This is a genomic window from Paenibacillus sp. FSL L8-0470 (genome assembly GCF_038008625.1).
Classification (GTDB): Bacteria; Bacillota; Bacilli; order Paenibacillales; family Paenibacillaceae; genus Paenibacillus_AQ.
In genome coordinates this window covers 1116993-1131952 of record NZ_JBBOZM010000001.1, presented here as the reverse complement: position 1 = coordinate 1131952, position 14960 = coordinate 1116993, and the positions used below count along the sequence as shown (strand labels likewise).

The window sequence follows — 14960 nt, the reverse complement described above, 5'->3', positions numbered from 1 at the left end:
GCTATGAACGTTGATGTCCAGGATGAAGGCGACAGCGGCAGCGGACAAGCCGTTGCCTTTACTGTTGGAGAGAATGAAGAGGTTCATGTGCTGCACCCGCAGCAGATTATTGCCTATCAAGGTCCCTCTTCAGGCCGGGCGGACCGGTTGATGGATGTCAAGGGCATGTACCGCAAGCGCAAGCTGATCCGCTCGGATCTGTCCGGGCCCTGCCGGTTCGTTGCCGCACTCCCTCCCGGTTATCGGATCAAAACGCTGCAGCTTGATGGAAAAAGCGATCTGCTCTATGATTTCAGGCATCTGTTCTTCTATAGTAAGGGGGTTACGATGCAGACCCGGGTGCTCAGCATGAAGAATATGCTCGTGACGCGCGATGTCATCAAGGTGAAGTTCTCTGGCAGGGGCAGCATCGGCATCTTAACTGAGGGAACGGTATGCGAAGCGGAGCTGCATCCCTTCGACCCGTTGTATGTGGATGCCGGAAGCGTCATTGCCTACCCCGAGAATGCCAAGCTTGAGCTGACCGTCTACGGCAATCATCTGGCCAGCCAACATATGAGCTATCATTGGAAGATGACAGGCCACGGACCCGTGCTGTTCCAAGCCGGCCGCCAGAGCCGGCGCTTTGAACGCGACAATAATGAGGACGGGATTATCAAACGGTTTCTCCGTGAGGCTCTGCCATTTGGCGGAGTGTTTATTAAGTAGGAATATATATAAATCTTATTTAGCAAAAAGAGTGCCCGTGCGTATCACGCAAGGGCACTCTTTAGTTTACAGACAATGCACACAACCCATAAACCCGGCAACAGCTTCTATACCCGGAATCATGGGCGGTTCCTGATTGTTGCTACTTGGTCACTTGGTCACTTGGTCACTTGGTCTTATGCCAGGTAAGCATTCAGCATCCAGGCGCTCTTCTCAACACTGCTTCTGATACCAATCAGCAGATCAGCAGTCGGTTGATCGCTCAGCTCTTCTGCTGCCGCGATGGAATGCTTCAGCTCTTCTGCAACAAGGGCAAAATCTTTTACAAGTTGGGTAACCATTTCTTTGGCGCTTTCGCCGCCGACGGCTTCCTTGAGCTCGGAAAGGGCCAGATATTGGGTCATAGTAGAGGCCGGTTGTCCGCCGATAGCGAGCAGGCGTTCAGCCAGCTCATCCACATAACCTGCAGCTTCATTGTACAGTTCTTCGAATTTGGCATGCAGCGTGAAGAATTGCGGTCCGCTCACATACCAGTGGTAATGATGCAGTTTCACTCCGAGCAGGGTCCAGTTCGCAGTTTGGCGATTCAAAGCAGCGTGCAGTTCAGTCTGGCTCTTTACTTGTGTACTCATTCTAATAGCCTCCTATAGTTTGTATATATGTTATTGTATTTAGACTTGTTCTAAATCTATATACAATATAACATGAATTTATGCTTTTTGCAACGATTACGACGATTTTGTTGCTGCAAATTCTAGCATAACTTTCTGTTATACTCCTATTATTTGTGTCACATTGGAGCATAAGCACCTATATTGACACAAATCACATCGTTACGGCATAAAAAATCACATGAAATACAAAGGTTAAACCTAGGTAGTTTCCGCTTGCGCCGCCTTGCCTTTTCCGCTCCGGAAGATCGCCCGCATCTCGTCGCGTTTAGACTTCGGACTAAGCACGTAGACTGTATCTCCTGCCTGAATGACGGTATTGCCATGCGGAGTGACGATATTCTTATCCCGTATGATCGCCGTGAAGAGAATATCATCAGGCAGCCCCAGCTCTGCAATCTGCATCCCGGCAATCGGCATAGAAGGCTGTATTCCAATATGATTGAATTCCGAGTCCGTCTTGCCAAGGGCTACAAGTTCCATGAGAGAAGGTTGCCCCGCTTCTTCCCGCCCGACCAGCTTCAGTCTGGAAGCGAGCGGTGAAATCGTCGTCCCCTGAATAACAGCCGATGTAAGGACGACGAAGAAGACGACATTAAAGAACAGCCTTCCCTGCGGAAGACCCGCCAGCAGCGGATAGGTGGCCAGTACAATCGGCACGGCGCCGCGAAGACCAGCCCACGAGATCAGTGTTTTTTCCCGGAAAGAGAATTTGGCAAAGAGCAGGCTTATAAATACCCCGACTGGCCGGGCAATTACCATTAGGATGACAGACAGCAGCAGCCCGTCCCAAGCGATATTTGCAAGCTCCTGCGGGAACACCAGCAGCCCCAGCAGAATGAACATAGCAATCTGCATCATCCAGGCAAAGCCGTGATTGAAATTCATGATGGTGCGGTGATACATCAGTTCGGAATTCCCCAGCGTCAGGCCAATTACATAGACGGCAAGCAGTCCGCTGCCGTGAACCATGGCTGTAAGGCCATAAGTCAGTACGGCAAACCCTATAGCCATTACCGGATACAGACCGGTGGAATCCAAGTTGATTCTGTTGATCAGATATACGGCCAGCTTGCCGATAATGATCCCCAGCAGCAGGCCAATCCCCATTTCCCATACAAAGGACAGCAGCAGGCTCCAGATGGCTGTATCGGGATGCTGAATCCATTCGATTAGTGATACGGTCAGAAATACGGCCATCGGATCATTGCTCCCAGACTCAGCCTCCAGTGTGGAGGTCAACCTTTTGTCGATATTTTTGCCGCCCAGAACAGAGAATACGGCGGCTGCGTCCGTTGAACCGACAATCGCTCCGAACAGCAGGCTTTCCGCCCAAGGCACTCCCAGTATGAATTTGGCAAAAACGCCTACTATGGCTGTAGTCAGCAGCACGCCCACCGTAGCCAAGGACAGCGCCGGCGCCATTATCGGCCGGATATCCTTCATGCTGGTCTGCATCCCGCCTTCAAACAGAATCACGACCAGTGCAAAAATGCCGGCAATCTGGGTCAGGGATGCATTGTTAAAATAGACAAAATGGCTGAGTACCATCCCCACTGCAATAAATAATACGAGCGCCGGCATGCCGAACCGTGTAGAGAATTTTGTGGAAAGCACTCCTACAAGCAGCAGCACCGCCAGCAGCATAATAATCTGATCTGCAAGATGAGTCATCGTTTACTTCGCACCCTTCTGATATTGAAATCAAGCAGACGTTACCGCTCCTTGTGTTATTTACGTTATTAACCTCAAAAGTCTTTTCTTGAGTCAGCTGCGGTAAGACTGCCGGGTGCCCTGCTCTGGTCATCTACACTTCCACACTGAATTTATAATGCTCAAACGGCTGCACATCATACATTTCTTCTATTATCTACATAACAAAAGCCTGACCATGGAAGGTCAGGCTTACGACTCATTTAACATTAACTATTATATTTCAAACTCCTCCGTTGAATCTGAAAGGCCGCCATTCTGCATCCCCTTGTTATTTGCCACGGCAAGAATATACAGTTTATATTTTTTGCCTTTAATGATGGGACTACCGTTGACGTCTGTTGTTGATGCTGTAATTACCGGATTCGTTCCGTTAGGAATGATGGACTTGTAAGAGGAAGAGGTCACCCCAAGTGCATCACCCAAGCCAAAACCCTGCTTGGCCGGAACTACTAATACCCGGTATTCAGAAATATTGGTCTCATTGGACGATTTGTTGAAGCGGGCCAGTATTCTGCTGTCATTCACTTGATACGTGACGTTGGTTACGGAAACCACAGGGGTTTTGGACGACAACGTAATGTCCGAGGATGCCTGGGACAAGACATTAGAACCTGAATAATTCCCACTGCCAACAGATAATACATACACTTTATAAGTGGTTCCCTCTTTAATCCAATTGCCGCGCACATCTCTGGAGGATGAATTTAAAATTTGACTGGTGCTATTATCAGATGTGCTCACCGCTGTATAGTTGGAGCTGGATATACGATTGGCTTCGGATACGCTGAAGTTGCTGTAATATGAGGTTGGCACCACCATGATCAGATATTTGCTGATGTACCTTTCGTCCGCAGCATGATTAAAGGATACTTTAATATCCCGGCCATCACCATTGTCACTAACGTCGCTTACGGTTAGATTAGAAACGGCTCCCATACTGAAGTCAGTCAGCAGCGTAATAACCGATGAAGCGCTGGAAAGCACATTTGCACTTGAGTTGCTTCCAACCGATAACACGTATACTTGATAACCCGTTCCATTTTTGATCAAATTACCCCGTACGTCTCTGGTTGATGAGGTCAGGATTTGATTGGTGCTGCTTCCTGATGTACTCACCGCTGTATAATTGGAGCTGGATACATTATTCGCTTCAGATACGCTGAAGCCGCTGTAATAAGCCGTAGGTACGACCATAATCCGATACTGGTTAATATTAGCTTCGGCTGTGGGATGGACAAAGGACACTTTCATATCCCGGCCGTCTCCATAGTCATTAACATCACTAACGATGAAGCTAGAGATTCCTGTAGTGGACAACGTAATCGCAGATGACGCAGGAGACAGTACTTGATTGGCCGCATTCCTGCTATCTACCGCCATAACAAACACCCGGTAGCTCACACCCGGCTTTATAAGGGCTCCATCGACATCCCTGGATCCTGAAGCCAAGACCTGAGAAAGATTATTTCCCGTCTTGCTGACTTGGGTGTAGTTAGAACTGGAAACTGCGTTTGCTGCCGCCACATTGAAATTGGTATAGTTCGCTGCTTTGACTACAAATATCCGGTAGGAATTGACCTTCGATTCATCCGGCAACTTGTTGAAGCTGACAGACAAATCCCGTCCATCCCCATTATCCCCGACATCATTCACTTGTATGTTGGTTGGTGCGGATACAATATTATTCACCAACGTAAGTGTTGCTGAACTATTCGAAAGGGCACTGATATTATTCCCTTTGCCTACTGCCAAAACATAAGCAATATACGGCTGATTGACTTTAATTAATTCACCGCTGATATCCCTCGACCCAGCGTTCAGTTTAAACGCAGGATTAGCTCCGGTAGACAATACAGTAGAATAATTGGACGGTGCGATCTGTTGGGCGGATGACAAGTTTAATGTGTTCCCCGCTTTCACAATCAATACCCTGTAATGATCAACAATGGACTCATCTGCCGCCCGGACGAAGCTGACCTGCAGATCACGTCCGTCACCGCTATCACTCACATCCTGCAGGACTACATTGGATGCCGGACTTACGGTTCCACCTTTACCTCCAGAAGTCGTTATGGACACGGTCCTTGCTTTGGAATTCCATACCACTTCCTGACCCAGAGCTTCGCTGACGAACCGTGTCGGAACCAGCGTTCTGCCCTTCAAACTTTGACCAGGCACATCGAGGATAACAGACTTATTGTTAATCGTGGCAAGTGTCGAGCCAAGCTTCAATATAATCGTTGTACCCTCTTTGGTTGCTGTTACTGTTTTTGTCTGCTTATTCCACGTGGTGGTGGCATCAAAGGCTTCAAAAATGGCCCGTAACGGCACCAGCGTTCGTCCACGCACCGATATAGGGGGTTGATCAGTAGGTAAGGGAACACCGTCAATCACAATTTTGATAGGTGCAGCTGCCTGAGCCGGGGACTGCAGCAGCATCGGAAACACCAGCAACCCCGCTAAAATCGAAATCCATAACTTCTTCACAAGCTCACCCTCCTGGATAATAAATAAAATTCCATTTTCTTGACTATCCCTTTGACGCATCAACCGGTCTAAAAGTTTCTCGATTTACTGGTTACAATAAATTAATCCAATTTCCATTCCCAGGCTAAATAAGAAGGGATATGGAAACACAAAAAAATCCCCGCCACACCTACGGCAGGGATTCATTTCGTGATCCGGCTGGAACGCCCCTTGCAAAGCTACACGACTTCCGGAATTTCAAACGGCTCCTGGAGCGAAGGCCGGCCTACCGGGTAATACCCGAAGCCCAGTCCGCTTACCTGCTGTTCCGAGAAGGCGTTTCTGCCATCAATGAGGACGGTGCCGCTCATGGCTGCTTTTACCCCGGCCAGATTGATCTCTTTAAACTGCTTCCACTCTGTCAGCAGGCACAACGCGTCGCTGTCCTTCGCAGCTTCCAGCGCCGAGCTGCACCACTGAATCCCGGAATGATTCCGCAGCCGCCGGAAATTATCCATAGCCACCGGGTCGTATACCTTAGGAGTGGCGCCAAGCTGAATGAGCCTGTCGACGATCTCCAGTGCAGGAGCCTCCCGGACATCATCGGTTTCTGGCTTGAAGGCCAGCCCCCACAGCGCAATGGTTCTGCCTTCCAGGCTGCCCAGTGCCTGATGTAGCTTGCTGATGACACTATAGCGCTGTTCTTTATTGACTTCCACTACTGATTTCAGCAGCTTGAAATCATAATGCACATTGCCTGCGATTTGGATCAGCGCCGTTGTATCCTTGGGGAAGCAGGAGCCGCCATAGCCAATACCCGCTCCCAGAAACGAGGGCCCGATTCGTGTATCCAGTCCCATTCCCTTGGCTACCTCCGTGACATCTGCCTTTACCTTCTCGCAAATGTTGGCGATCTCGTTGATAAATGAAATTTTGGTAGCCAGAAAAGCATTGGAGGCGTATTTAATCATCTCCGCACTGCGGATGTCTGTGATCAATATTCTGGTGTTCAGCGGCTCATGCAGTCCGCTCAGCAGCTTGGAAGCACGCTGGCTGTCCGTCCCGATAATAATACGGTCCGGAGCCAGCGTATCCCGGATAGCCGTTCCTTCACGCAGGAATTCCGGAAGCGAAGCAATATCGAACGGCCCTTCGTATAACTCGCTCAGCAGCTCACGGACTCTGTCATTGGTGCCTACCGGCACGGTGCTCTTCACGCAGACTACTTTATAACCGTTCATGGCCGCGCCGATCTCCCTTACGGCCGCATCGACGAACCGCAGATCTGCTTCACCGCTCGGCAGCGAAGGCGTTCCTACTGCTATAATCACCAGCTCTGCATCGGACACTGCACCGGACAGGTCAGTCGTGAAGCGGAGCCGGCCCGCATCCATATTGGTGCAGGACATCTCCCCAAGCCCCGGCTCATAAATCGGAATGCCGCCACTCAGAAGCAGCTCAATTTTCTCCGCATCCTTATCGACACAATACACCTGATGCCCAAGCTCTGCATAGCATACACCTGACACCAAACCGACATACCCTGTTCCTATCACAGTAATGTTCATGTCTCTGCTCCTCATCAAAGTTTTGTGAGCTTAAATAGAAGAACTTATCCCCTGGCGATATCGCCGAGAGCGATCCTCGCCTCCCGCTGCTCCGCCTGTTTGGCAAGTGCCGCCTGCCTGGACAAGGCATGAAGAACCAGCGCAAAGCTGCAGACAAATCTTGTCCCCATCCCGATGCAAATACTCCATGCTGCTCCTGCCGCTCCATACCCGGGAATCAGCAGGATGGAACCTGCCAGAACCGTTATACAGGTCAGCAGAAATACCGGGATTTGCAGTTTAATATAACGGGAGACGGTTAAAGCTGCACTGAGGCAGCCTGTCATATACCAGATCGTACTTGCCAGCATAATAATAATGAAGACATTGTTATACGCGGCATAATCGGAGCTGTATAGCAGGCTGAGCAGAAACTCTCCCATGAAATAGGCAGCGGAAAGACCCGCAAGTCCGAGCAGCAGACACAGGCCCATGATCTGCAGTAGCAGCCTTTTGAACCCTTGCAGGTTGTCCCGGAAGTAGCGCGACAGCCTCGGACTCGACGCCTGCGTCATTGCATTGACAAAGGTGCCTCCCGCCATCATGATGTAGGCGATCGCAGAATAGTAGCCCAGGGCTTCCTCACCGCCGATATGCTGGAGAAAATAGCGGGGGATACTGCTGTTCAGGAAATCCAGCGCCGCGGTAATGCCCAGCGGCAGTACAAGCAGGAGCAGGCCTTTCAGAGTGGCCCGCTCCCCTCTTCCCAGAACGCTCCTGAAGCTGGACAGGCGGCCATTTGCTGTTCGCGCTGCCACCCTGATCCCCAGCACAGCCGCTCCGTTCTTCATGTCGTAGAACAAGAGTATCCCTAGCCAGGCAAGCGCAAGCGCTAAAGCTCCGGCGGCAATGCTTTGGGTCAGATAGACGCTTATCCCAAGCACAAGGACAGAGGACAACCCTTTTAGAATCATGGATTTCCCGACATACTCCATCTTTTCATTCCGCTGGAATAATCCGAAATAAATATCCGAGACGGATTCGACCATTTTGGCTGCGCAGACGAACCAGACTACAAGAAGTGTATTCAGGGATAGCGGAATGAATGCAGTAACAGCGAGAATGAGGAGGAATACGGCCGTCATCGACAGCAGCCTGAGTGTTAAATATTGCTGGAAGGAATACTGGTTGTTGGCATCGGTAGCCTGGAAATCACGAAGCTGGAAATTTGTAAACAGAATGACCGGAGCCGTAATTGACAGAGCCAGCACATACTGGCCGACCATGGCCGGGCTTCCGAGCTTCGCCAGCAAAACCACCATCCCCCATTGGGATAACGAATAAATTAAATTTCCGGTGAACAGCCACGAAAAGTTTTTGCCGGAGGCCTTCTTCATCATTCTCATTGCTACTCTCCTTTAATGGTGCAGCCTTTCAGCTCGTGAATCGTTCTTTGAAATACACGGCGGGAAATCCGACATGAACCTGGTTCGCGGGAATATCTTTCATCACGGTGCTCCTTGCCCCTGCGACCCCCATTTCATAGATTGTTACTCCGGGGTATACAAAGACATGGCTAGCCACCCATGCTCCGTCTTTCAGCTCTATCGGTTTCGTAATGAGACCGAAATGGGGATCATTCAGCTTATGGCTGCCTGTACACAAATAGGCGTTCTGGGAGATCACACAATGGTCGCCGATCACGATGCTGTCCAGACTGTACAGCTCCGCATGGTCTCCAATCCAGGAATAATCACCGATCTTGACCTTCCAGGGATACGTGAACTTCGCCGAAGGCCTTATCCTTACCCCTTTGCCTACCTGTGCGCCGAACAGACGCAGCAAAGCGCTGCGGAAGCCGTGCATATTGTGCAGCGACACTCTGAACACGGTTGCCTGTATCAGCCACCACAGCATGACTACTGCGCCGCTTCTCCCTCTAACGAACCAGGATTGATCATACTTCGCTAAGTTCATCTTCATTGTTCAGACCTCATCCATAATTAGTTCCAACCGTTTTAGATAGTCTGCTTCCTTATACCTGCGTAGAATCTTACTCCGGTTCTCATCAGCCATTTGCTTCATTCCGCTCCGGTCCTGAAGCAGTCCGGCGATAACTCCGGCAATCGCCTCCGGCGACTGCGGTTCGATCAGAAAGCCGTTCTCCTCGGATACGATGTCGGGAATACCGGCATGTTTCGTCGAGATAATGGCCAGTCCGTTGCCCATTGCCTCAATTATGGAGATCGGCTGCCCTTCATTGGGATAATAGGTTGGAAGCGCAAAGATATCGCAGCGCTCCAGCAGCCGTTTCTTGCGCTCCCCGGTTACCACGCCATGATAAGACACTTTATCCTGCAGCCCGTTCTGCTGAATGTAGGCCAGGAACTCCTCCTCATCCTCCCGATTGAAGAAGCTGCCGGCAAAATGAAAATGAATGTCCCGGTCCTTCAGCCGTTCCGCTGCCATCAACAGATCGAAGTATCCCTTGCTCTTAATGAAATTGCTCAGGTATACCACCTCAAGCGGCTTACCGGTTTCCATCAGCCTGAAGATTTTGCTCTCGTATTCCCATGAGGTTAAGAGCTGGCTGTCCTCAATGCAGTTCTCGCAAATTCTGATTTTCCCGGCATCGACAATCCCGGCAAACAGGCATTCCAGACTTTTGCTGAGGACAATCATCACATCCACTTTCGCGAGCAGCTTCTTGTTGATGGCCCGCTGCAGGGGATTAAACTGGCTGTACAGCTGTCTGAAGTAGCCGCCGTGATAATGAATGACCACTTTTTTGCCCTTCCTGAACAGATTGGCCAGAATAAACATATCCCGCAGATTGCCCCACTTGGATTGTGAAATGGTAAAGTAAAAAATATCTGTGTCCTGGCGGTTGATCATGCTCATATGAGCAGCAACTTTCTTATTGTCCTTGATATCCACATGGGTAAGTTCGTATTTTTCGTTAAAAAGCCGGGAATTCAGAAGTGTCTCGAGTGCTTTGGACAATCCGTGCACAGGCGGGGGAAATTGGCCGATAATGCAGATTTTCTTCATTATGATCACCTTCATTGTCACTTGGGATAATGTTCTGACCTCCGCAGCTGGACCCACGGGCCCGAATGCATCTTAGCCATCTTTCTTTTATTCTCTGTGCTCTCTGCCTTGCCAATCCGCAGCCGGGACACCTCCTCGCTCTGCAGAATAGCCACCCAAAAGAGCACCTGGATGAAGGCAAAAGAATCAAATTGCAGAAGCGAATACAACAGCAGGACGACCATCAGCTTCGGGAAATTGCCCTTGTGGCTGAGCCTTACTAAAGAGAGCAATAAAAAAATCAGCATAATCCCCAGCAGGCCGAACTCCGACAGCAGCCGGGTGTACATGTTATATTGCGGGAGGGTCAGATTGTATTTAGCTTCCCTAAGCTCCTCGTTCTCTTCAAGGGTGTCAACGGGAATATGGTCCAAATTATGCATAAAGCCGTAATAGTAATTCCCCATTCCATACCCGAACCACGGCTTATCGAGAAAGGATCGAAAACCCAGGCTGGAGTAAGTGCTTCTGATGCTGAATGAATTATCTTCCGTAATACTGGCAGGATCCTCGTAGATATGCAGAATACGATAGTAATGATCGGATTTTAATTGAAAGAGATTGTTAACAAAGACGATATTCAGCAGAACAGCAGCAGCCGCAAGGTACATCATAAACTTCATGAATAACATCAGGAACTTTTCGGGCTTGCTGGTAATAATGACATACACGACCACAAAAAACAGCAGATCCAAATAGTAACGGATAGACAAGGAGAGCAGCGATAACGGGATAAAGATCCATAACAGCACTTTGTCGGATTTCGTTAAATAATTGTATTTCTTCAGGATAAGATAGGCCGGGAACAGCAGCAGATTGGTATGAAGCCCGATGTAGGATGGCTCCGAGAATGTAAAATGCAGCCGTCCTGCGGTGACGTAAGAATCCCTCTGGACGAAAAAACCGATTACACTGCTTAGCGCGCCGCTATGAAAGGCATACATATATACAAGCTGGAGCAGACCGATTATGACGGCCAGCCAATATCCTCTGAACATCCAGCGGAACAAGGTCAGGAATGAATCCTTGCGGTGTTCGCTCGAATGCACATATATTCTGAAGCTCAGATAGATGATGATGCCGGCGGCCAGAGAAACCACTGCATCCTGAAGCCCCGCAAAGGAGTAATTGTTCTGCAGGCCCAGGATTGCGGAGATCAGGACTGCCGATACCAGAACGATAAAGATCCAGATCTCCTTTCTCTGGAACTTCATCCGGATCAGTACCGGAATCTTGAGTACACAATACAGCACGATAAAAATCAGAGAAACCGGCTTGTATGCTCCGCCGAACATATAGGGGAAATTGTCCAGCGGGAGCAATGCAAAAGCGAGATAAATGAAAGCATTCATAGCTATTCTCCTGTACTCTTCTTCTAGTAGATAAAGCGGCCGGCATTTCTGCGGTTGACGTTGCTCAGAACGGCCCCAAGAACCCGGGCCTTAACCAGCGCCAGACTCTCTCTGGCCTTAAGCGCAGCGCCATTCTTCACCTTGCCCGGCTTGACTACCAGCAGGACGCCGTCACACTGGGCCGCAATGATCTGGGCATCGCTGTAGGTCAGCAGTGCAGGGGTATCAATCAGGATAAGATCGAACTTCCCGCTAAGCTCAGCCAGCAAATCTTTCATCCGCGGCGAGGTCAGCAGCTCCGCTGGGTTGCCTGAGAGGGGGCCGGCCGGGAGCAGCGCCAATGTTCCGTCAAGCACGGGCACAAGCACATCCTCCAGCAGAGCCTGGCCATTTAGAACCGCGCTGATTCCCGGGTTTTGCTCTACATTAAATATGGAGTGCTGGGACGGGCTGCGCAGGTCCGCATCAATCAGCAGCACTTTTTTCCGGCACTGCGCGTAAGCCATCGACAGGTTGGCGGCAGTCGTGCTTTTGCCCTCGCCGCTTAATGCCGAAGTAATCATGAGCGTCCGGATGCCTTCATCCTGGTGCGAATAATCAAGAGTAGTCCGCAGCTTGCGGTAGGCCTCGGCAGCCGGGGAATCCAGACTGGGATCCGCAATCAGATAATGCTTAGACTTCGAACGTGACATTCTTCTTCCTCCTCGTCGGCTTGGCTGTATTTCTCGGGGCTGCCACCCGGTCCCGCTGGGTAATCGCCGGGACTGCCGAATACGTAGAGAGACCCAGCACATCGCGGATATCCGCTTCCGTCTTGATCGTATCGTCCAGGTAATCGAGCAAGAACATAAGTCCCGTTCCGATCATCAGGGACAGGACGAGCCCGATAATCATATTGAGCAGAGGCTGTGGTGATGTAGGATCTGGAGTATCCGCCGGATTGGCTTCACTGAGGACGCTGATATTATCTATTTTCATCACCTTGGGCACTTCTGACTGGAATATGGCAGCCACTGCATTCACAATTGCAGCTGCCTGAGCGTAAGAAGTATCCACTGTCTCCAGGGACATCACCTGGGATTCCTCGACGGCGGATACAGTTACCTTCTTCAGCATTTCATCGGATGTGAGGCCAAGCTGAGGATACTGCTGGACGACCAGATTCATGATCCTCGGCGACATGATGATCTCCTTGTAGGTCGCTATCAGCCGGATGTTGGAGTTGATGGTGCTTAGATCCAGCTTGCCGCCAAGCAGCTCAACCTCCTGCTTGGGGGTTACAATAAGCTTCGTTGACGCCGTATACTGCTTCTCGGTGTATTCATACGTGTATATTCCCGTGGCGGTAGTAATCACAACAACAAGCAGGACCAGCAGCCATAATCGCTTTCGGATTACGGTCCAATACTGTTTTAACTCCACTCAAATTCCTCCATTCGAATTATTAGAGCGAATAAACAAATGATAATTATTCAATACGCGACCCGAAAAACATAAACTATTGCTTTAACCCGTTTCCACGCCTCTTTACATGCCCATTTTCAACATTCCGCAATTTCAGACAGTCCTTAAGGCCCTCAAGAAAAACTTCAATAAGAGTATTTGTCGACTCAATTATATTCGTTTCGAATAACATTGTAAACAAATAAAAATTTTCAGTTTTACAGCATGCTTTCAAGCATGAACAGTACGTCGGATCGTATGGCTGCAAGCTTCCGCCTGCTGGTAAGGCTGTCAGAAGCATGGCTGCCGAGGAAGAACTGAATGCCCGGCTGTGCAGATACCGGCCGCAGACCATACCAGGACCCGTCCTCCATTATAAATTTGAGCGCGTCATACCGCGGCATATCCAGCGCTAAATGTTTGCCTTTGGCCAGTTGGATATGCTCCCGGGCCCGGAAGTCGTACAACTGCTCAACCTTTAATCCGCCCACTACTCTTAACGCATCCTTGCTCAGCCGCCCCATGATAAAGCTTACCCTCTGCCGGCCTTCAAGCCCCCGGTATGTAAGCTCTATCCTGTCATCTGCGAACCAGCCGTGCTCCGCATACAATTCCAGCAGCTCTTTGCCAAGTGTTCTGCCCCTGGACTTAAAATAGGCTGACATCTCGGCAATCAGCACAGCATACTGAATGGCATCACTGCCAGCAATGGAGCCCCCGACCGCAAATCCGCCGTCCTCATCGTAACCGAACAGAAAAGGGAGATTGCCCGAGCGGCAAAATTTCCCCAGCGATGCCCCTCCGCCAAAACCTCCGGTAACATTGATCGTCTTAATCCCCTCTTTTCGGGCAATAGCCGAGGCAAGATCACTTGTAAAAAAAGACTTAAGCAGCACTCCACCGGCAGTGCTTCCCCCCCTGTTGTTCTTTTGCCGCAAAAGATAGTGGAGAAGAAGCGCCGCCGTTTCACTGTGGCTTAATACAAGATACTTGCCCATTTCCGTCTTAATGGACAAGGCCAGCTCACTATACTGCGGGTTGAACGCCAGAATCATATCTGCATTCATCTCCGCAGCCGCCTCATTCGCCAGCCGCCAATCGTACAGCTCAAAGTATTGGGAGGACGACTTCGCGCTCTGCAGCCTCGGGTCCTGAACGACATGTACAGAGGTAAAGCCGGAACGCAGAAGCGTGCTGCGCAGCAGTCCTGCCTCCCCCTGCCCCGGCTGGATATAAAGGATACGCACAGAAGCGCCCATGATTTGATTGATTTCCCGGGAGACCGGAATCCGGTCCACATCTTCCAGATAGGCGCTGGCGACTTCCTCCCCGGTAAAGACGAGGCGGCCCGTACGGGCCGCCTCCTCTACATTCATCAATCCGATATGAAGCCCATCCTCCCACTGCTCCATGTAACGGGCCAAGCGCAGATTGGTTTCTGTCTCTACCGGCATTCCATGCTCATCATAAAGGGTACAGCCGCTGTAGCTAGAGGCCTCCCCCCCGCTCGACATGAGCAGACCTCCGGCAGCATGTAAATACCGTACGGCGAAGGCCAGTTCACCTGCGGGAGAAGGCTGGCGGAACAGATAACATTTCACCTCATGATTCGCCAGAACGAGCGCCGCCTGCTCCGCAAGCCCTTTGGAAAAGGAAGTTGAATCATAGCCGATGGCTATGCCTCTCTGCCCGGCGGCAAAACCGCGGCTCTTAATCTCCTCAGCCAGTCCCCGGCAGACGCGGCGGATCGTAAATATATTCATCCGGTTCGTTCCAACCCCGGTAATTCCGTAAATGCCGTGATCCTCAAGCTGCAAATCCTGATAGAAGCGGTCGATAATTTCCGCAGACTTCAGCTCATTCAGCTCTTTGCTGAGATAAGCGGGCAGCTCTGCATTTTTCCAGCGGTTATAACGCCTCTGAACGATTTCCTCCAGCTGATCGGCGATTGCATGCATGTGTTGGCC

The 14960-nt window shown here is 50.3% G+C and carries 12 protein-coding genes; 1 reads left to right on the top strand and 11 read right to left on the bottom strand.

The features are described 5' to 3' along the window. The first annotated feature begins 3 nt into the window (after positions 1-3). Positions 4-708 carry an AIM24 family protein gene (locus tag NST99_RS05175; protein ID WP_038586581.1) on the top strand — a complete coding sequence of 235 codons (705 nt, stop codon included), beginning with the start codon at positions 4-6 and terminating at the stop codon, positions 706-708. 176 nt (positions 709-884) lie between these two features. Here the strand turns inward: NST99_RS05175 and NST99_RS05170 are convergent, their stop codons facing one another. The 11 genes from NST99_RS05170 to NST99_RS05120 all read right to left on the bottom strand — a co-directional run bounded on the left by NST99_RS05170 (position 885) and on the right by NST99_RS05120 (position 14951). Then, entirely contained in the window at positions 885-1340 is a 456-nt protein-coding gene (locus NST99_RS05170; RefSeq protein WP_341090084.1) for a Dps family protein, read from the bottom strand. A gap of 240 nt (positions 1341-1580) precedes the next feature. Further along, positions 1581-3053, bottom strand: coding sequence for a potassium/proton antiporter (locus NST99_RS05165; protein WP_341090083.1), 1473 nt, complete (start codon positions 3051-3053; stop codon positions 1581-1583). Positions 3054-3308: 255 nt separating this feature from the next. Further along, positions 3309-5582, bottom strand: a complete 2274-nt coding sequence (locus tag NST99_RS05160) for a copper amine oxidase N-terminal domain-containing protein (RefSeq protein ID WP_341090080.1) — start codon at positions 5580-5582, stop codon at positions 3309-3311. Positions 5583-5800: 218 nt separating this feature from the next. After that, entirely contained in the window at positions 5801-7129 is a 1329-nt protein-coding gene (locus NST99_RS05155; RefSeq protein ID WP_341090079.1) for a UDP-glucose dehydrogenase family protein, read from the bottom strand. A 44-nt stretch (positions 7130-7173) separates the two neighbouring features. Beyond that, the gene (locus tag NST99_RS05150) at positions 7174-8514 is read right to left on the bottom strand and encodes a lipopolysaccharide biosynthesis protein (protein WP_341090076.1); all 1341 of its coding nucleotides are present in this window, start codon (positions 8512-8514) and stop codon (positions 7174-7176) included. A gap of 28 nt (positions 8515-8542) precedes the next feature. After that, positions 8543-9091 carry a WcaF family extracellular polysaccharide biosynthesis acetyltransferase gene (locus tag NST99_RS05145; RefSeq protein WP_038586568.1) on the bottom strand — a complete coding sequence of 183 codons (549 nt, stop codon included), beginning with the start codon at positions 9089-9091 and terminating at the stop codon, positions 8543-8545. Between the two features lie 3 nt (positions 9092-9094). Next, positions 9095-10174 (bottom strand): glycosyltransferase family 4 protein, encoded by a 1080-nt coding sequence (locus NST99_RS05140; protein WP_341090074.1) that lies wholly within the window; start codon positions 10172-10174, stop codon positions 9095-9097. 2 nt (positions 10175-10176) lie between these two features. Continuing rightward, positions 10177-11550: an O-antigen ligase family protein gene (locus NST99_RS05135; protein ID WP_341090073.1), complete on the bottom strand. Its 1374-nt coding sequence runs from the start codon at positions 11548-11550 to the stop codon at positions 10177-10179. 23 nt (positions 11551-11573) lie between these two features. Beyond that, on the bottom strand, positions 11574-12242 hold the full coding sequence (locus NST99_RS05130; RefSeq protein ID WP_341090072.1) for a CpsD/CapB family tyrosine-protein kinase: 669 nt from the start codon (positions 12240-12242) through the stop codon (positions 11574-11576). After that, positions 12223-12972 (bottom strand): YveK family protein, encoded by a 750-nt coding sequence (locus NST99_RS05125; protein ID WP_038586558.1) that lies wholly within the window; start codon positions 12970-12972, stop codon positions 12223-12225. The genes NST99_RS05130 and NST99_RS05125 overlap by 20 nt, the downstream gene beginning before the upstream one ends. Positions 12973-13211: 239 nt before the next feature. After that, the gene (locus NST99_RS05120; RefSeq protein WP_341090071.1) at positions 13212-14951 is read right to left on the bottom strand and encodes a hypothetical protein; all 1740 of its coding nucleotides are present in this window, start codon (positions 14949-14951) and stop codon (positions 13212-13214) included. Between the last annotated feature and the right edge of the window lie 9 nt (positions 14952-14960).